This is a genomic window from Rhizobium sp. NPDC092011 (genome assembly GCF_044756305.1).
Lineage (GTDB): Bacteria > Pseudomonadota > Alphaproteobacteria > Rhizobiales > Rhizobiaceae > Rhizobium.
Genome location: NZ_JBIVSO010000001.1, coordinates 1,104,842 through 1,124,111, shown reverse-complemented (window position 1 = coordinate 1,124,111; position 19,270 = coordinate 1,104,842). Strand labels below are relative to the sequence as shown.

Below are 19,270 nucleotides of genomic sequence, written 5' to 3'. Positions count from 1 at the left end.
CTTTGTGCGGGAACTGCCCCGCTTATGGTTACGCTGCCTTCTGCCCTGGGGCTGGCAACGGGGAATAGGTGATCTCCGGATATCCGAACGCCGCCGGGCCAACGACATCGAGCGCACGCGCGCTGCGCAACAGCTCGTGGCAGGGAATGGCGACAACGGCGACGCGCTGGCCGTAGCGCAGCATTTCGGTGGTGATCGGATAGCCTGTATCGACGTCGAGCAGCACGATGAGATCCGGCACGCAAACTTCGATCACGCCGTCACGACGGAAGACCAGAAACTCGTTCTGGATCGCCACGTTCGCCGTCTGGCCGTTGCAATCGTCGAAGCCGGCCAGTTCCATGTCGCCGATGACGAAGCCGCCGCGCAGATGACGCTTTAGGTCGGTGATCTTGCCGTTGAACACTCGCCGCCCGCCTTCCAGCGCACAAACCGCGGCGATCGGATCTTCCTGTGCCTTGCGCGCACGGATCACCGCTTCGCCAAGCGCGATCGCCTTGGTGAAGCTCTTCGGGATGCCGTACTGATGGACATAATGGGCCTGCATCGGCGCGGTCGCCAGCATGGCGCCGCCGCCCTGTGCCACAACGCAGGCACGCGCCATGCGCTCGTGCCAGACCTCCGATACGGCGTGGCTGAAGATCACTGCATTGCCATGCAGATCGCACATGACAGACGGCGTCGAACTGTGGCCATAGATCGAAAAGGTCGTCATCTGCATTTCCGGGAAGGCCCGGCCCATCCCGTCGCAATCGAGGATGGGCAAGCCGCCGAGCGCAGCCGTGACAAGCGGGTTCATCGAATTCGCGCCGCCGATTTCCTCGCAGACGATGGCATCGATCGGCGTGCGGATAAGCTCTTCCATCGCCCGCAGGCAGCGCAATCCTTCACGCCCCTCGCGAATGCGCTCGACGCCGACGACAGGCGCGCCAATGCCGCCGATCGACATGCAAAGCGCGTCCGGCTCGATGGCATCGGTCGCGAGAACCTTCATCTCGTAACCGGCCTTCATGGCTTCGAGGACGAGGAGCCTGCCCTGATAGGGATTGCCGCCACCGCCGGTGCCGAGTATGCCCGCGCCGATTTCCAGCGCATCGAGATCCTCGGGCGTCAGCCGGCGCAGAGCGGCATCATCGTATTTCTGCTTGCGCGTCTCAGGCATGATGGCCTCCCATTTCACCGACGACTTTGACGTGAATGCGCGTGGCGTTGCCTGGCAGGTAGGCAAGCGGCGTGTCCTCGCGCTCGATAACTTCAAGGGTTTCCGCAAGGGCGCCGGCAGCGATTGCCTTTTCACGCGCTTCGGCTTCGGCCTCTGCAAGCGCGCTCTCGCGCGTGCGACCGTCGACAAGCGAGAAGACCCGATCCGTCTCGCCGCTGATCTGGGCGATGGCGGCGCCAACGGCGTTTGCGACGGCAAAATTTTCCGGCATGATCACCTGGAGATCGCCGATGCGATCAGGCATCAGAATCGAGCCGCCGCCGACTGCGATAACCGGCACCGGCGTCGAGGAAATACGGCTCCGCTCGACACAGGCTTCCAGCATGGCGTTGATCTTTGCGACTGCTGCATCGACCAGACCCTTGTCGAGATTGGCAAGCAGCGCCCGATCGCCAATATCGGCCTTGCCCGCGGCAACCGCGATATCGGTGGCGGTCAGCGTCGATCCGCCGAAGCAGAGCGCTTCCTTGCGAACGCGATAGCCAACCGACTTCGGTCCGACTGACATGCCAGTATCGTTTTTGACCACAAGCGAACCGCCACCCAGGCCGATCGAGAAGACGTCGGGCATACGGAAGTTGGTGCGAACGCCGCCGATATCGACTGTCGTGGAGGCCTGTCGCGGGAAGCCGTGCGAGAGGGAGCCGACATCCGAAGTCGTGCCGCCGACATCTACGACGACGGCGTCCTTCAAGCCGGTCAGGAACGCCGCGCCGCGCATGGAATTGGTCGGACCGGAAGCAAAGGTCAGCACCGGGAAAGCGCGCACGACATCGGCTGCCATCAGCGTGCCGTCGTTCTGCGTGATGTAGAACGGGCATGGGATGCCGGCAGCCACAAGCGCCTTGCCGAAAGCAGCGACGGTGCGATCCGCAAGCGACAGGAGGCTCGCATTCATGATCGCGGCACTTTCACGGGCCAGCAGGCCGTGACGGCCTATATCCTTCGACATGACGACAGGCAGCCCTGGGCAATGCTGCTGCAGGATTTCCTTGGCTCGCAGCTCCATGGCATCGTTGATGCCGCTGAAAACGCAGGTGACGGCAGCCGCCTTCAGCCCCTTCGCCCGGATTTCACCGGCGATGCGCACAATGGCATCCTCGTCGAGCGGCGAAAGTTCGCGGCCATCGAACTCGTAGCCGCCTTTGACCTGATAGCCGTGATTGCCGACGATCTCGCGCAGATCATCGGGCCAGTCCACCATCGGCGGCAGGCCGGCGCCGGACGGCAAGCTCAGCCGAATGGCCGCGACTTCATCCATGTGACGGCGCTCGATCACCGCATTGGTGAAATGCGTTGTGCCGATCATGACGGCTGCGATGCGGGTACGATCAATGCCGGAGGCCTCGATGACCTTCTCCAGCGCCTCGATCACGCCCGACGTCACGTCTTCTGTCGTCGAGGCCTTGACCCCCGCCAGAACAGTCTTTCCCTCCAGGACGACAGCATCCGTATTGGTGCCGCCGACGTCAATTCCAACGCGATACACGTTAGGCTCCTCTTCGATCAGTCTGTGGTTTTGACGAGGAAGCGCGTGCGCTCTTCCTCGCTCACGATGGGCTTCAGGCGCTCTTCTTCGTCGGTGACGACGGGAATTGCGGCTATCAGCGCGCGTGTGTAGGGGTGATTGGGTGCGGCAAAGACCGCCGGCGTCGGTCCTTCCTCGACAATTTCGCCTCGCAGCATGATGGCGATGCGCGAGCAGAAATTGCGCATCAGCGACAGGTCATGCGAGATCATCAGATAGGTGAGACCAAGTTCTTCGCGCAGCTGCAACAGCAGCTCGATCACGGTTTTCTGCACCGACACGTCAAGCGCTGCCGTCGGCTCGTCCAGGATCAGGATCTTCGGCTCGGCAGCGAGCGCACGTGCAATCGCCACACGCTGCTTCTGGCCGCCTGAAAGCTCGTGCGGGTACTTCGCCAGATAGGATTGCGGCAGGCGCACGAGATCCATGAGCTGCTTCATCCGCGCTTCGCGAGCCGGCCTATCCATGCCGATGGATTTCAAGGGCAGCGCAAGCGTCTGCTGAACGTTGCGCTTCGGATTGAGCGAGGTGCCGGGGTTTTGATAGACGATCTGCGTCAGCCGCTTGCCACGGCCAGGAGCCGTCGCATCGATGGTGACGCTGCCCGACGTCGGGCGCGACAACTCCATGATAATGCGCGCGACCGACGTCTTGCCCGAGCCGGACTCGCCCGCCAGTCCGAAGATTTCACCCTGACGCAGTGTGAGATTGACGTCGCGAACGGCATGGAAGCCGGGCTTCCTGCCGTAAATCTTGTTCAGGCCCTCCACCTTGACGATCGGAGCATGATCGCTCTGCGGCAGATCGGTGACGCGGTCGCCATAAAGCGGCGGTACGGCATCGAGAAGCGCCTTGGTATAGGCCTCGCGCGGATTGGTCAGGATCTCCCGGCAAGGGCCTGCCTCGACGATATCGCCGTGATGCATGACCACCACGCGATCCGCGACCTTGCGCACGACGCCGAGATTGTGGGTGATCATGAGGAGCGCCATGTTCTCCTCGATCACCAGCTGGTTGATGAGATTGAGGATCTCGTCCTGCGTCGTCACGTCGAGCGCCGTGCCGGGTTCGTCAGCGATCAAGAGCTTCGGCTGGTGCAACAGTGCAAGCCCGATCAATACGCGCTGGCGCATACCGCCCGAAAGTTCGGACGGATAGGCATTCATCACACGTTCGCCATCGGCAAGCTGCACGCGCCGCAAGACGGCTGCAATGCGCGTACGTCGCTCGGCCTTCGACGAACGGACGCCATCGCGCTTGTCCGCAAAACGCATGACATCGTCGAGATGCGTCCCGATCTTGAAGACCGGGTTAAAGGAAGAAAGCGGGTCCTGCATGATCAAAGAAAAGGCCGTGCCTTTCAGCGCCTCACGCTCCCGTCGCTGCATTTTCAGAACATCGCGACCCGCGACCGAGATGGTACCGGAACTGATGGTGGCGTTCTTCGGCAAAGTGCCGATGATTGCCTTTGCCGTCACCGACTTGCCCGATCCGGTTTCGCCGATGAGTGCGACACGTTCGCCTGCCGCGACAGTCAGGGCGATATCGCGCAATACCTGACGGGTGCGACCGTAGGTCGTGAAAGAGACGTTGAGAGCGTCGATCTTGAGAAGCGGCTCTGTCATGGATCAGCCCTCCACATCAAACATGTCGCGCAAGCCGTCGCCCAGGAGATTGAACCCAAGCGTCACGTAAAAAACCGCGGCACCGGGGCAAACGACTTCCCACCAATAGCTGGGCATGAATTGGCGGCCATCGGCGACCATGGAACCGAGGTCGGGAATGGGCGGCTTCACGCCGAAACCGAGGAAGCTGAGGGTGGCGCCGAACAGGATAACGAAAGCCGCATCGAGCGTCGTCTTGACGGAAATAACGGCGACACAATTCGGCAGGATCTCACGGAAGAGGATGTGCATCGGCCCCGCACCGGCAAGGCGAGCGGCTTCGATATAGTCCTCGGATGCGATGGACTTGGAAACCGAATAGATCAGCCGCGCATGCCACGTCCACCACAGCAGCGTGATCGCGATCATCGCGTTCATCAAGTTCGGCTCAAGCAGGTTCGAGACGGCGAGCGCCATGACCAGCGGTGGCATCGCAAGCATCACATTGGTGAGCCCGGTGATGATCTTTTCGACCCAGCCGCCGAAATATCCGGCGACCAGGCCGAGTACCGTGCCGATGGGCACGGAAATGCCGAGCACACCGATCACCAGAAGCAGGGAAACACGCATGCCGAAGACGGTACGGGAAAAGATATCCCGGCCCACCTTGTCGGTGCCGAACCAATGGGTGGCGTCCGGCGCGACATGCCGCGCGCGGAAATCGACGACTGCGCCGACGTGCTTCGGAAACGGAGTAAGCCACGGCGCAAAGACCGCAAGCACGACGACGGAAACCAGGATCAGCGTGCCGATCACCGCAGCCGGGTTGCGGCTGAAGCGATACCACATCATGTAGCCCGTGCTCAGTGCGCGATCGGAGGCATCAAGCATCTTCATATCGGCCATCAGCGTGCCTCCCTGCGGCGCTGGCGCGGGTCGATGATCGAGATCAGGACATCCACGACCAGGTTCGCAACGATGAAAAACAGGCCGGCGACCAGCACCACGGCGGTCACGGCATTGAGATCTTTCTGCAGGATGGCGTTCAGCCCATAGGAGGCAAAGCCGCCCCAAGCGAATACCATCTCGATGACGAAGGCATTGCCGATGAGCGAGGCGAATTCGAGCCCCATGATCGTCAGCGGTGCGATCGACGACAGCTTGAGGAGATAGCGGAAGATGATGACTCGCTCCGGCACGCCGAAGCTCTGCAAGGTCAGAACGTGATCCTTGCGCTGGTTCTCCAGCATGGAGGACCGGGTGATGCGGGTAATCTGCCCGATGCCGGCCATAGCAAGCGCAAATGCCGGCAGGATGAGATGTTGGAGCGCATCGAGAAACACGTCCAGACGTCCGGCCAACAGGCTGTCGATCAACAGGAAGCCGGTCGGGCCGGCCTGAAAGCTCAGTGAATGATCAAGGCGGCCAATGATCGGCCAGCTCGGCAGACAGCGAGCCGCCAGCAATTGCAGACTGATCGCAAACAGGAAGCTTGGAATGGTGACGCCGGTCAGCGACAGGATACGGCCGATGTGATCCAACGCGCGATCGCGAAAATGGGCTGTTATCACACCAAGCGGGATAGCCACCACGAACATGAAGATTACGGAAACGAGAACCAACTCGACCGTGGCGGGCACCGTCTGTTCGAGGTCAGTCGTGACTGGGCGCTGCGAGACCAGAGACATGCCAAGGTCGCCACGCAGCGCCTTTCCGACATACTCGGCATATTGCACCGGCAGCGGCTTATCCAAACCCATCTGCACGCGCAGCGCATCGACCTGTTCCTGCGTTGCCGCCGGGCCGAGAGCCATGCGCGCCGGATCGCCCGGCACGACGCGCGCAAGCGCGAAAATCATGATTGAGAGCGCGATCATGACCAGCACGAAAGTGCCGAGCCGCGTCAGGATGGCGACCAATGGATGTTGCTGCATCGACGGGAGGTTCCTTGTTCGCCAGCTAACTGACAGACAACAATCCTCATCTGTGGGCGGCGAACAACCGCTCAAAAGTATAGTTTTTCAGCCTTATGGTATAGGTTATCGATCCGTCATCGCTTACAAAGCGACATGGATATGCCGATCCCTCGCCAACGCCTTTGCCATCGCATCACCGGCCAACGAGCCGGCGTCATCTTCCTGCGAGCCCCTGCCGGGGCAGGAAAGACCGTAACGCTTGCTATGGCCGCCGACGCGATGGGCAAACATGTGTGCAACTTGCAGCAACCTCGCCTGAGCGACATCGAGGACGGGTGGCTTTTCTGGGACGTGCCGGTTTCGGCCCGGTCGGCGCGTCTCTCCGCACAATTGCTGGAAAACATGGACGTACTGGTCATTGCCTGCCGTCCCGACCAGCGCATCAGCGGCCTGGCGCGGCTCATTCTTCATCGCGGCTCGGCGACGATCCATGCGGACGAGTTGACCTTCTTGCCGGAGGAATTGAGCGGATTGCCCGTGGAGGAGGCGCGCAGCCTTCTTGAGCATTATGCCGGCTGGCCCGCCTTTCTGCCGTTGACCCGCTCCAGAGCCCCACGCCTGGCTGTCGATTATTTGCGCGAGAATTTTCTGGCTCATCTTTCACCGGCGCAAACCGCCACACTCTCGATCTGGCTTGAAGCCCCGATGCCAACGGCCAATGCGGATTGGGCCGGCTTGCTGCCGCCCCTCCTCATCCACGAGCCGGACAAGCACATCGAGCTGCGCCAGCTTCTCATCATTGCCGTCAAGGAGCGTCTCGCGACGTTCGAGAACACCGTCGCCGTGATCGAGGTCGCGTCTGCCTTCGAGAAAGCCGGGCGGGCACTGGCGGCCATGACCCTGCTTCTCGACCACGGGCACGAGGCACATGCGGCGCAAATTCTGGAACGATCCCGAGGGCTGGAGCTGATTTACAGAAACAGCCTTGATGCGTTCCGTGACATCATCATGCGCTTTTCTCACGAAATGATCGCGACCAACGAGATCGTGCTTTTCGCACTCGCCCGCATGCTGTTGAAACTCGGAGAGCTGCAGCGTGTCCGCCATCTCGTCGGCAAACATCTGGGCTCGGACTATCTCGACCCGCTCAAGGTCTTGCTACGCGGATCGCGATTTTCCTTTGCGGCGCGAACCTTCAGGCTGAACCTCATGATTTCCGAGGACCTCGTGCCGACCGATGCCATGATCACCCGCCTCGGGGAATTCATGGCCGACTACCCCATGGGCGACCACGGCAAATGGGCTGCCTATTATAACGCGCTGCTCGAATTCGAAATCCGCCGCCGAAACTTTCGGGAAGCTGAAGCAGCTGCCGCGCGGGCGCTGATCTATCTCGGCCACATGGGCGGCCAGCCACTGCTCGAATTCTTCATCCACCTGCATCAGACGGTGTTGCGGTTGATGAGCGGCGATGCGCTGTTCGCAAGGCGCGCCGCAAGAGATGCCCGTCACAAGCTTGAGCAGGTGCCGCACATGGCGGAGGCGGAATTTCGCATGTTACGCCTGATGGAAGCTTGCGTCGCCTATGAAGCAGGCCAGCCGCGCGATCTCCTCCAATTCGTTCAGGACGAATTCGACAATTTCGCCGCCGCCGAAATCTGGCCCAGCCTCATGCAATTTGCCCTTCACTATGCCTCACAGATTCTAGCCGACCATTTCCCGATGGCGATCCGGCCAGGATTTCTCGATGGACTTTGGATTCATCTATCGGAGGGACTGCAGTTCCACGCCATGATGGAAATCCGAACCGCCATCGCCTATCAGAATGCCGATCGCTGGGGCGACGCTGCCGTCACGCTTTCCGCAGTCCGCATGCGGATCGGCCGCAACTGGGTCGAGAGCGCGCATGAGGAGCTGACGCGCCTGACGAGGCGCGACGAAATTTCCTACACAATGGCCTGGCTGCGCGATGCTGTCCGCCTTGCGACGCCCCGTCTCTATCTCTCACGTCAGATCGACGCGCTGATCGCCAACCCCAAGGTGACGAACCGCGAGAAAGTCGCACTGCAACTTTGGCAGAGCTATGCCGCCTACCAGCGCCGCGACCGGGCGGCGACCCGTGCCCACCTCCTGTCCGCACTCGAAGCGTCGACCCGCCTCGGGTGTCACGGCGTGCTCTCCGAAGAGCGCATCTTTCTCTCCCCGCTTTTGAAGAACGAGCGTATTCGCGGCTTCATCGAGACATCATCCGATGTCCGCACCGCACTCTCGCTCTTTGCCGCTTCCGTGAATTCGCCACAGGCCCGGGCACTACAAGGTGGCCTATCGCAACGCGAGACGCAGATGTTGCAATTGATTGCCAGCGGCATGTCCAATAAGCGCATCGCCAATACGCTCAGCATTTCCGAAGTGACCGTGAAGTTTCACCTCGGAAATCTATTTCGCAAGCTTGGCTGTCGCCGTCGGGCGGAGGCAATCCGTGCCGCGACAGCCCTCGGCTGGCTCTGATCCAACCGGGCAGTCGGTCGGTTTTTCGGCAACGTCAAACCAGAGGGGCCTTGTTGGTCTGCTCCTGCAGTGCGCGGCTCGCCCCGCTATCCTCGGCTCCAAGAACAGCATAGCCGATGCTCGCGAAATGGGAGTTCACCAGTTTGAGATCGCGCAATGTTGCCAGAAACAGACTGCTCGAACCGAGCAAGGCGGAAGAATTGGCGCCGCCAAGACGCGTAAGATGGTCCCTCGCCGCCGTGCGCTCCGCTTCGTTGAGATGGCGCTTCGCATCCACCAACTCCTGGGCCGAGCGCGGATCTTCCGTCGTCAAGGTCGACAGCGCCAGTCGAAGATCGGCTCCGACTTCGGCTTGAATCGTTTGCAAGGCCGCCTGGTCGGCCGGGTTGATCGAACCCTCGGCACGCCGCGTGACCTGTTCGAGGCAGCGCTCGAGAATATCGCCGGCGTGCCCGAGATTGACGGCAAATTCGATGACATCGGACAAGCGGCTGGCATCGCGATCGGTAAGCTCCGATGGCTCCAGGCGCGCCAGATAGGCCTTGACGGCGCCGTGTAGCATATCCAGCTCCTGCCCAAGCCGAACCGCCTTTGAGGTCGCCTGCTTGTCCAGCTTGGAGAGATCGGCCGGAACCAGACGCAACAACGCATCAACCAGATCGCCCATGCGCAGGATTTCACGCGCAGCGCTGGCAAGCGCCAGGTAAGGGGTCTCCAGCACCGACTTGTCGAGAAAAAGCGGACGCGCGGCCTCTCCAGCCGATTTGATCTTTTCGGGATAAAGCTTGATCAGTAGCGATTGCGCCGGCCCCAACAGGCCAAGGCAGACGACTGCCAGAACGACGTTGAAGGCGACGTGGAAGTTCGTGAGCACCGACGCCAGATCGGCTCCACCCTTCTGCAGGAGGTCCGTCAGCGGATGCAGGAACGGCAGCACGGCGATGCAGCCGATCGCACGAAACAGGAGATTGCCGACCGGAACACGGCGGTTGGCGGGATTGGTGCCGCTGGTCTCGAATACAGGCGGCAGCGCACCGCCAAGATTTGCGCCGAGAACCAATGCGAGACCGGTAATCGGCGACACGACGTCGCCGGCCGCGAGCCCAACGAGCAGCAACATCACGGCAACGCTGGAGTGAGCGGCGAATGTCAGCGCCGCTGCCAACAATACGTCGAGCACCGGGTCGCCGGTGATGGCGTCGAGAATGCTGCGCAGCACGGGAGCTGTGCTCACCGGCTGGATTGCCTGCACCAGGCCATGCAGGGCGAGCAACATCAAGCCAAGACCGATGCAGACACGTCCCAGATGCCGAACGCGCCCCTTCGGGCCGCGCTTGAACGCAACATAACCGGCCAGCAGCAGCAGCGGTGAAATGAATGAAACATCGAAGGAGAGCGCCTTGACGATCAGCGCCGTCCCGACATTCGCGCCCAGCATGACGGCCAGAGCAGGAACGAGAGCGACGGCGCCGCGCGCAGCAAAGGAGGTGACCATCATGACGGTCGCGGTGCTGCTTTGAAGCAGCATCGTGACCCCTGCGCCCGCAGCGACGGCAACCAGGCGATTGCGCAGGGCGCGGCCAAGCACGCGCCTCAGATCCGAACCGAACGCCCGCTCTATGCCGCTCTGCACCATGCGCATGCCCCAAAGGAGAAGCGCAACGTGCCCCATGAGTTCCAGAATGACGAGGCTGCCGGTCATTGCATATATCCGGTTGAAGGTGAGAACGTTCGGAAGCAAGACGCCGGCGGTCGACCCGCCGGACGTCGTTGGTTGCGTGGCATGGCATGATCGCCATGAGTGGGTTTAGCCCTGGCTGAGCGCCAGCTGGATCACACGCACAAGCACCATGCCAACAGCGACGACAAGATAACCGCGCAGCACGGCCATCCACACTCGCCTGGAGAGCGAGAGCTGGATAGGCTCCAGAGCGGAGAGCGGCGGCATACGCCAAGTGAGCCGCAGCGACCGGTCTTTGACGAGCTGCCGAATTTCGCCACGATCGGCGGATCGACTTTTCAGCATCCCGGTGACAACCAGACCGGCAAGGCCGATTACGGTTCCGCCCGCAAGGATCCAGACTATCTGCTCGCCGGTGATCTCCGGATAGAGAACGGAGGCCGTCAGAATGATTGACAGCATCACCAGCACTGCGATGACAGCACCCGTGAACAGGTTCATCGCCTTGCCATTGACCCAGGGGCCAAGCACGGCCCTGTCATTGCACAGCAGCAGCAGAAATACGGTGGCGCTGGGCAACAACACGCCGGCGAGCGTCTGTACGGCAAGCGTAATCAGACCGAGCGGCGAACCAGGAATGAGCACGAGAGCCGCAGCAGCAGCGATCAAGCCGCAATAGACCAGATAGAATCCCTTGGCTTCGCTCGCCTTGCGGTGCAGCGAGTGATTGAGGGATAGAACATCGCCGATCGCATAGGCAGTTGCGAGCGATACGGCGGCAGCACCGATGATTGCCGCATCGATCAAAGCAATGGCAAACAATACGCCCATTGTCGGGCTTACATATTTATCCAGCCCTGCGGCAATGCCACCAGCGTCGGTGAAGTTGCCAAATTCAGGCTGCCCCTGAAAGATGGCTGCACAGAATACGATCATTGCCACAGCGCCGATCATGACCATGACGATACCAAGCCAAAGATCCGCCTTTTCATAGCCGATGAAACGCGGCGTGATGCGCTTGTCGATCACATAGCTCTGCTGGAAAAACAGCTGCCAGGGAGCCACCGTCGTACCAACGATCCCGATGATGAGCAGGAGGATGTCGGACAGCTTGCCTTCAGGCAGGTTGGGGATCGTCAGATCGCGGAGGATCTGATGCGCCGGAACATGCACGGCCAGCACGATCGGTACGAGCAGAAGGCTGCCGAGGCACAGCATCAGCGCGAAGCGCTCGAAGCGGCGGAAGCTGCCCGTGCTGGCGGCAATCATGGTTAGCGCCGCAGCGATGGCAACGCCGGCGATTTTCGACACGCCGAGGTAGTCGAGCGCCAGGCTGATGCCTATGAATTCGGTGACAATGGTCAGCCCGTTGAGGATGAACAGATCGATGACGCTGAAGGCGCCCCAGAACTTGCCGAAACGCTCGAGAATGAGGCGCGCATGGCCAACACCCGTGACTGCGCCCAGACGCAGCACCATCTCCTGATTGACATAGAGCACCGGCACGAGGAGCAGCAACGTCCAAAGAAGCGACGTGCCGTAGTTTTGTCCGGCCTGGGTATAGGTGGCAAAGGCGCCGGCGTCATTGTCACCGACCATAACGATCAGGCCGGGTCCGATAATGGCCAGAAGCGTCATGAGACGTGCCCGCCAGGTGGTGCGGGCGGCAACGTCGCCGTGGTTGATTGTGCCGAGTGCGCCGCGGATGTCGCCGACATGCGCTGTGTCGAGGACAGCCGATGCTGCGCCGTTTGTGTTCAAATTATCCATAGTCTTACTCCCGTGCGACGGATCGCGACGTCTTCATCGATTACCTGGGGGAAGCCGCCTGCGGGCGGCCTAAGCGAGCATCTCCGGCAGCAATCCGGCCGCGCGGCTCAATCCGATGAATCGGTTGAGATGGCGGGCGATTGCTGTTGGAGACGCGACCGGAATACGGACCCGATCCGCGTGTTGATTGGCCAGGCGAATATGCCGGGCCACCATTCAACGCGATAGCGCGAGAATAGGACGATCGAGCCGCCGGCCATGGCGGCGAGTTTGAAGATGGTGGTCATAAAACTGACCTCCTCCTGGTTCGACGTTGCTCGAACCCGGGAGGCCAGTGCCGCGGGTCAACGCCGGCGGCGAAGGCCCTCACGGTCACATGGTCTGCCCGGGCGCTGGGTCAGCACGGCGGCAAGGACGTTCGACAAGCGTCGACTGTCGCATTCCGTTTGCTGGCTACTAGATCGCGGGTTCATGTGGTCCTCTGTGACGTTACTCGTCCGGCTATGCCGAACATCCCGGAATGAAAACATTCGGGATATATCGGTGTATACGCCGCTAGGAAAAAGGATCAACCAATACCTTGGTATAATAGGTGCCGCTGCCGGGTGGCTTCGACGCCAATGCATGCTCACCTTATGGCGAGGGCTGCTCGGTCGATGGCTCGGCTTGTGCGCTCTTGGGCGGAACATTGCCATTCTGCTCGGCGCGATCACGATGGAGCGCCGCTCGTGCGAGCAGCATGAAGGTGATGGGTGTCGTCACCGTTACGAAGATGCCGATCAGGAGTTCATGAATGACGAGAGAATGCATCGAGGTCGAAAAGAAGATCATCGACGCCACCATGATCGCGCCGATGCCGCCACTCGTTCCCAATGTCGGAGCATGAATACGCTCGTAGAAGGTTCCCATTTTCAGGAAGCCGATAGCGCCAACGAGCGTTAGAAAAGCGCCGACCACAAGCAGGCCGCCGATGGGAATTGCGGCCCAGAGCGGCACGCTTTCGAATGGGGTGCTCATTCGATCACCTCCCCGCGCATCAGAAATTTTGCAAGCGCAACGGTCGCGACGAAGCCAAGCATGCCGATAACCAACGCGGCCTCGAAATAGACGACCCGCCCCGTACTGATCCCGAAGGTCAGCAGCAACAGCATCGCGTTCACATACAGCGTATCGAGCGCAATGATGCGATCCTGGGCGCGAGGTCCGCGAAACATGCGGATAGACGAGATCGCCATGGCAGCCACAATCATCAACTGGGCTGCCGCGACAGATATTTGGATGATCATCGCGCTCATGCGAATATCTCCATCAACAGGCTTTCATAGCGGTTGGCGACGGTGTCGCGCCACACCACCTCATTCTCGAGATCAAGCACATGGAGCAACACGGTGTTGTCGTTGGAATCATATTCCAACCAAGCGGAACCCGGCGTGCTGGTGAGGATAACGGCAAGCAGCGCAAGGGAGATCTGGTCCCTCACCCGAAGTTCCAGGGTAACGAAGCCCGGCGTTGTGTTTCGCGTGCGGCCCCGCAGGATGATCCAGGCCACCTGCACGTTCGATTTCAGTACGTCATAGACGACACGGAAAAACAGCTTGGGCAGCAGATACCACTTTTTGAGCTTCGGCTTTTCGGGACGCAGCGACGCCATGGCCCAGGAGGCAAAGACAGCGACGACGATTCCAAGAAGAAGATGGCCGAGCGTGAAGCCGTTCAACAGGAGCCAGACCAGGATCAAGACAAGGGTCAAGAGCGGATACGGCAGCATCACGAACCTCCCGCCTTGCTCGACACGACTGCCGCCTTGCGGACCGCATCGACGTAGATGCCGGGATCGCTGAGCGTGCGAATCGTCGCCTCCATATATTGCATGACCGGGCCTGCCCAGATGGTCAGCGCCAGCGTCAGGGCAAGCAGGCCCATGACCGGCAAGATCTCAATCACGAGCACCCGCGGGACCGTGCCCTCAAGCGAGCTCCAGAATGTGCGTATACCTGCACGCGTCATGGAAATCAGCGCAGCGATGCCCGACAGGATCACCAGCAGGATGAGCGCCCAGACGGAAGCACTCGGCGGCACGCCGATCGCACCTGTGCCCATCATGGCAGAGAGCATTGCAAACTTGGCGACGAAGCCCGAAAGCGGCGGCAGGCCAGCGAGCAGAATCGCGCAGGCGGCAAAGCAGATTCCAAGCATCGCCATGGTGCCGGGCATGGTGACACCTTCGCCTGCCTCCGGCTCCTTCTCCTCGGCATCCCCATAGGCTTCCATGGTGACGGCAAGAACGCTGGCGCCCGCATCCTGTCCGCGCTCGACGAGCTCAATCAGCATGAAGAAGGCACTGATCGTGAGCGTCGAACTGACGAGATACATCAAAGCGCCCGCGGAGATGGAGCCATCATTGATACCGATCACCATCAGCAGGGTTCCAGACGACACCAGCACGGAAAAGCCGGCCAGCCGGCCGAGCGCCTGGGATGCCAGTACACCGATGATGCCAAAGATCAGCGTCGCCATGCCGCCGTAGAGAAGCATGGTCGAGCCGAATCCGGCCGAGGGACCTTGCGCGAAGAGAAGCATGGTCAGTCGCAGGATGACGTAGATGCCGAGCTTGCTCAGAATGGCGAATATGCCAGCCACGGGTGCTGATGCGGCGCTATAAGCCGTCGGCAGCCAGAAGCAGAGCGGCCACATGCCGGCCTTGATCAGGAAGGCGATGCCAAGCACGCCGGCGCCTGCCTGCATGAGCATGCGGCGGTCAGCGGTCATTTCGGGAATGCGCACAGCCAGATCCGCCATATTGAGCGTTCCCGCCGTGCCGTAAATCAGGCTGACGCCGATGAGAAAGAGCAGCGCCGCCGCGAGATTGACCGCTATGTAGTGCAGCCCTGCCTTGACGCGAAGCGGCCCAGAGCCATGCAGCAACAGGCCGTAGGAGGCGGCCAGCATCACTTCGAAGAAGACGAAGAGATTGAAGAGATCGCCGGTCAGAAACGCGCCATTGACGCCCATGAGCAGCAATTGGAACATTGTATGGAAATGGGCGCCGACCGCATGCCAGCGTGCAAGCGAGAAGATCAATGCGGCGACAGCGACAATCGACGTCAGCAGAAGCATAAGCGCCGAAAGACTATCGAGCACCAGCACGATGCCGAAAGGCGCACTCCAGTTTCCGAGAAGATAAGCCTGCTCCCGGCCTGCCGATCCGCTTTCGGCGCGAAACAGCGTCAACGCAATACCAACGAGCAACAGCGTGGCGGCCAGGCTGACGAGCGCCTTCAAGGTGCGATCGCGCTCATCGATGAACAGAAGAACGGCACCGGCGACCAGCGGCAGCAGGATGGGAGCAATGATGAGGTGGTGCGACCAGCCTGTCATTTCCGGTCGCTCCTTCCGTCGACATGGTCGGTGCCGGTCAACCCGCGCGAGGCAAGCAACACCACCAGGAAGAGCGCGGTGGTCGCAAAGCCGATGACGATCGCCGTCAGCACCAGTGCCTGCGGCACCGGATCGGCCAGCGTCGATGTCGGCACGCTGCTGGACAACAGCGGCGGCATGTTCGTCTTCACGCCACCGACGCCGAAAATGAAGAGATTGACGGCGTAAGACAGCAGCGAAAGGCCAATAATGACCTGATAGGTGCGCGGACGCAGGATCAGCCAGACACCGCAGGCCGTCATGACGCCGATAGCAACGGACAAGATGAGTTCCATCAATCCCCCTTTGCCTTGTCCGCCTCGATGGCGCGAAGGCGATTGATACGGATCGACTGGTGCGCAAGCGCGACAAGGATCAGGACAGTTGAGCCGACGACGAGCAGGAAGACGCCGAGGTCGAAGAGCAGCGCGCTCGCGGCCGGCACTTTCCCGATCAGCGGCACGTCCAGATACTGGAAATGCGAGGTGAGGAAGGGATAGCCAAAGAACCAGGCGCCGGCGCCCGTCGCGGTCGCTACGAGCAGGCCCGCCCCCATCCAGCGCAACGGCAGAATGCGTATGCGGTCCTCCGCCCAGCGCGTGCCGCCAGCCAGATACTGCAACAGAAACGCGATCGACAGCGTCAGCCCCGCCGAAAAACCGCCGCCGGGCAGATCGTGCCCGCGCATGAAGATATAGACCGACAAGGTGATCACGAAGGGGAACATCCATTGCATGATCACCGACGGGACGAGCAGATAGTCACGCACGGTATCCCCTGCGGAACGCTCCGGCCGCTCCTCATCGAACTGGTTCTGGATCTGCTGCTGCTCCGGCATCTCCATACTGTCGGGTGCCGGGCGGAAACGACGCAAGAGCGCATAGACGGTCAGCGCGACGACGCCGAGAACCGCGATCTCCCCCAGGGTATCGAAGCCGCGGAAATCGACCAGAATGACATTGACGACATTCTGACCGCCGCCCTTGGAATAGGCGTTTTCAAGGAAATAATTCGCAATGGCGTCGGGTGCCGGCATGGTCATGACCGCATAGGATATGAAGACCATGCCGATGCCGCAGGCAACCGCGAGCGCAAGGTCGCGAAAGCGACGGAAACGGGCGCGCAACTCCACGGTGTCATCGCCCCCTTCCGTCCGCTTCGGCAGCCAGCGCAAACCAAGCAGGATGAGAACCGTCGTGACGATCTCGACAAGAAGCTGCGTGATCGCGAGGTCCGGCGCAGACAGCCAGACGAAGGTCATGCAGACGATGAGACCGACACCGCCAAGCATGACGAGCGCTGCGAGCCGGTGATATTTGGCGAGGAAAGCGGTGCCGATCGCAAGGCAGATACCGATCGCCCAAACCGATGCGAAGACCGGATCGGCGCCCGAAAAGGCGAAATGGGGTGACTCAAAGCCGGACAGATAAAGCGGGAGCAGGCCAGCCGCAAAGCCGGTCACGACCACCCAGCGAAGCTGTGGCTGCAGGTTGCGCGTACCGATCCGCTTTTCGGCATTTCTGGCCCAATTCCAGGAAACCTCGACCAGAACGCGCTCGAAGATGCGCTGCCCCTTGAGGCCGCGAAACAGCGGTGGACCGTCCTCGCATCGAGACAGATAATCCTTGAAGACAAAATAGAACACGGTTCCGCCGACGAGCGCGATGACGCTCATGACGAGTGGCAGATTGAGACCATGCCAAAGCGAAAGGCTGTATTGCGGTGTGTCTGCATGCAAAACACTGACGACGGCGGCCTGCAGGAAGGGAGCGACGGAGATAGCCGGTACGATACCGACGATCAGGCACACGATGACAAGCAATTCGATCGGGAAGCGCATCCAGCGCGGTGGCTCATGCGGCTTGGCGATCGGCAGGTCTGTCGGCGCGGGACCGAAGAAAACCGTTTGAATGAAGCGCAGCGAATAGGCGACGCTGAAGGCGCTCGCCAGGGTCGCCACATAGGGCAGGATCCGGTCGAGAATCGAATCGGCATGCGTCTCGATGGCTTCCGCGAAAAACATCTCCTTTGACAGGAAGCCGTTCAGCAGGGGAACGCCGGCCATCGCAGCGCTTGCAACGATCGCGAGTGCACCGGTGAACGGAAGGTATCGGAACAAACCGCTCAAGCGGCGCATGTCGCGCGTACCGGTTTCATGATCGATGATGCCTGCCGCCATGAACAGCGATGCCTTGAAGGTCGCATGGTTCAACATGTGGAAGATGGCAGCGACTGTCGCAAGCGGGCTGCCGAGGCTGAGCAGTGTCGTGATGAGGCCGAGGTGGCTGATCGTCGAATAGGCGAGCAGTCCTTTGAGGTCCTGCTGGAACATCGCAAAATAGGCGCCCAGCAACAGCGTGGTGATTCCTGCCGCGCCGACGATATAGAACCATTCGTCCGTACCCGCCAGAACTGGCCAGAACCGCGCCAACAGGAACACACCGGCCTTTACCAAGGTGGCGGAATGCAAATAGGCGGAGACGGGCGTCGGAGCGGCCATCGCGTTCGGAAGCCAGAAATGGAAGGGGAACTGCGCGCTCTTCGTCAGCGCGCCCAACAGGATCAGCACGAGAGTAGGCGTATAGAGCGGGTGATTGCGGATAAGGTCGCCAGACGCCAGAATCTTGTCGAGATCGTAGCTGCCGACGATGCGGCCGAGCAGGATCACGCCGATCAGCAGGCAGAAGCCGCCGATACCGGTGATCGTCAACGCCATGCGCGCTCCATCGCGGGCGGCGGCGCTGTTATGCCAGTAGCTGATCAGCAGGAAGGAGAAAATGCTCGTCAGCTCCCAGAATATCGAGAGCAGGATGACATTGCCCGAGAGCACGATACCGAGCATCGCCCCCATGAAGGCAAGCAGGAAAGAGAAAAAGCGAGGAACGGGATCCTCTTCCGACATATAATATCGGGCATAGACGATGACGAGGAAGCCGATGGCCGTGATGACCACGGAGAAGAGCCAGGAAAAGCCGTCCATTCGCAGGCTGAAATCAAGCCCAAGCTGCGGCAACCACTCGATACTGTACCGGATCACGCCCCCGTCAGCGACCGCTGGGTATGAACTGATCGAGATCAACAGCGCAAGAAACGTTACGGAGCCGGCGATCCAGGCCGGCGTGCGGCGCGACTGTGTGCGCAGCAGACATACGGAGAGAAGACTTCCGATAAACGGCAGAGCCAAAAGTGCTAGAATGAGGATGGGCCCGCTGGTTATCCCAAAACGTTGTTCCTTCGTTCGGCCGGATCACCTCAGCCGCCACAGCGGCGAACACCTCTAGCAAACCGGCTTAATATGTCCTATATGATAGATATTGACCAATATGGGCAGTTTGGCACTGCGCGTCAAGGTAAGATGGCGATGATTTTAACACCAGCGCTCTGTCGAGCGGCCCGAGGCTTTCTCGACTGGACCCAGATGGACCTCGCCGACCGCTCGGGTGTGTCCCGCAGCACGATCCGCGACTATGAAGGCGATCGCCATAGCCTGCACCGGGCAACGGAAGCGCAACTGCGACTGGCCCTCGAAACCGGGGGCATTGTCTTCCTTCGCATCCACGGACACGAGATCGGAATCTGCCTGAAGACTCCTACCACAGATGCTCTCGCCCCGGCACATACGGA

General features: G+C 60.8%; 15 protein-coding genes and 1 pseudogene. 2 read left to right on the top strand and 14 right to left on the bottom strand.

Features of this window, described 5'->3' with window-relative positions; all coding sequences use genetic code 11:
- Positions 1 to 28: 28 nt before the first annotated feature.
- The 5 genes from ACIQJ2_RS05220 to ACIQJ2_RS05200 are packed head-to-tail and all read right to left on the bottom strand — an operon-like array spanning position 29 to position 6,288.
- The gene (locus ACIQJ2_RS05220; protein ID WP_400665092.1) at positions 29 to 1,162 is read right to left on the bottom strand and encodes a DUF917 domain-containing protein; all 1,134 of its coding nucleotides are present in this window, start codon (positions 1,160 to 1,162) and stop codon (positions 29 to 31) included.
- Positions 1,155 to 2,711, bottom strand: a complete 1,557-nt coding sequence (locus ACIQJ2_RS05215; RefSeq protein WP_400665094.1) for a hydantoinase/oxoprolinase N-terminal domain-containing protein — start codon at positions 2,709 to 2,711, stop codon at positions 1,155 to 1,157. The genes ACIQJ2_RS05220 and ACIQJ2_RS05215 overlap by 8 nt, the downstream gene beginning before the upstream one ends.
- Positions 2,712 to 2,728: 17 nt before the next feature.
- Entirely contained in the window at positions 2,729 to 4,375 is a 1,647-nt protein-coding gene (locus ACIQJ2_RS05210) for an ATP-binding cassette domain-containing protein (RefSeq protein ID WP_400665097.1), read from the bottom strand.
- A 3-nt stretch (positions 4,376 to 4,378) separates the two neighbouring features.
- Entirely contained in the window at positions 4,379 to 5,260 is an 882-nt protein-coding gene (locus ACIQJ2_RS05205; protein ID WP_400665100.1) for an ABC transporter permease, read from the bottom strand.
- Positions 5,260 to 6,288: an ABC transporter permease gene (locus ACIQJ2_RS05200; RefSeq protein ID WP_400665103.1), complete on the bottom strand. Its 1,029-nt coding sequence runs from the start codon at positions 6,286 to 6,288 to the stop codon at positions 5,260 to 5,262. Before ACIQJ2_RS05200 ends, ACIQJ2_RS05205 begins: the two co-directional genes overlap by 1 nt.
- Before the next feature lie 135 nt (positions 6,289 to 6,423).
- Here ACIQJ2_RS05200 and ACIQJ2_RS05195 point away from each other — a divergent pair, with 135 nt between their 5' ends.
- The gene (locus ACIQJ2_RS05195; protein ID WP_400665106.1) at positions 6,424 to 8,778 is read left to right on the top strand and encodes a LuxR C-terminal-related transcriptional regulator; all 2,355 of its coding nucleotides are present in this window, start codon (positions 6,424 to 6,426) and stop codon (positions 8,776 to 8,778) included.
- Between the two features lie 34 nt (positions 8,779 to 8,812).
- On the opposite strand, the gene ACIQJ2_RS05190 is transcribed toward ACIQJ2_RS05195, so the two are convergent.
- The 9 genes from ACIQJ2_RS05190 to ACIQJ2_RS05150 all read right to left on the bottom strand — a co-directional run bounded on the left by ACIQJ2_RS05190 (position 8,813) and on the right by ACIQJ2_RS05150 (position 18,863).
- Entirely contained in the window at positions 8,813 to 10,480 is a 1,668-nt protein-coding gene (locus tag ACIQJ2_RS05190; RefSeq protein WP_400665109.1) for a Na/Pi cotransporter family protein, read from the bottom strand.
- 105 nt (positions 10,481 to 10,585) lie between these two features.
- Positions 10,586 to 12,229: an NRAMP family divalent metal transporter gene (locus ACIQJ2_RS05185; RefSeq protein WP_199149902.1), complete on the bottom strand. Its 1,644-nt coding sequence runs from the start codon at positions 12,227 to 12,229 to the stop codon at positions 10,586 to 10,588.
- 107 nt (positions 12,230 to 12,336) lie between these two features.
- A complete protein-coding gene (locus ACIQJ2_RS05180; RefSeq protein ID WP_400665112.1) occupies positions 12,337 to 12,516 on the bottom strand; it encodes a hypothetical protein in 180 nt (59 codons plus the stop codon).
- Between the two features lie 346 nt (positions 12,517 to 12,862).
- Complete coding sequence (mnhG, locus tag ACIQJ2_RS05175) at positions 12,863 to 13,246, bottom strand: monovalent cation/H(+) antiporter subunit G (protein ID WP_400665115.1); 384 nt, start codon at positions 13,244 to 13,246, stop codon at positions 12,863 to 12,865.
- The gene (locus ACIQJ2_RS05170) at positions 13,243 to 13,524 is read right to left on the bottom strand and encodes a K+/H+ antiporter subunit F (protein ID WP_199090116.1); all 282 of its coding nucleotides are present in this window, start codon (positions 13,522 to 13,524) and stop codon (positions 13,243 to 13,245) included. Before ACIQJ2_RS05170 ends, mnhG begins: the two co-directional genes overlap by 4 nt.
- Positions 13,521 to 13,997, bottom strand: coding sequence for a Na+/H+ antiporter subunit E (locus ACIQJ2_RS05165; RefSeq protein ID WP_199149899.1), 477 nt, complete (start codon positions 13,995 to 13,997; stop codon positions 13,521 to 13,523). Before ACIQJ2_RS05165 ends, ACIQJ2_RS05170 begins: the two co-directional genes overlap by 4 nt.
- A complete protein-coding gene (locus tag ACIQJ2_RS05160) occupies positions 13,997 to 15,607 on the bottom strand; it encodes a monovalent cation/H+ antiporter subunit D (RefSeq protein WP_400665119.1) in 1,611 nt (536 codons plus the stop codon). The genes ACIQJ2_RS05165 and ACIQJ2_RS05160 overlap by 1 nt, the downstream gene beginning before the upstream one ends.
- Positions 15,604 to 15,942, bottom strand: a complete 339-nt coding sequence (locus tag ACIQJ2_RS05155; RefSeq protein ID WP_184705189.1) for a Na+/H+ antiporter subunit C — start codon at positions 15,940 to 15,942, stop codon at positions 15,604 to 15,606. The genes ACIQJ2_RS05160 and ACIQJ2_RS05155 overlap by 4 nt, the downstream gene beginning before the upstream one ends.
- Positions 15,942 to 18,863 carry a monovalent cation/H+ antiporter subunit A gene (locus ACIQJ2_RS05150; protein WP_199149912.1) on the bottom strand — a complete coding sequence of 974 codons (2,922 nt, stop codon included), beginning with the start codon at positions 18,861 to 18,863 and terminating at the stop codon, positions 15,942 to 15,944. The genes ACIQJ2_RS05155 and ACIQJ2_RS05150 overlap by 1 nt, the downstream gene beginning before the upstream one ends.
- Positions 18,864 to 18,941: 78 nt before the next feature.
- Here ACIQJ2_RS05150 and ACIQJ2_RS05145 point away from each other — a divergent pair.
- Positions 18,942 to 19,235: pseudogene (locus tag ACIQJ2_RS05145) on the top strand (helix-turn-helix transcriptional regulator); the annotation flags it as partial.
- Positions 19,236 to 19,270 lie beyond the last annotated feature (35 nt).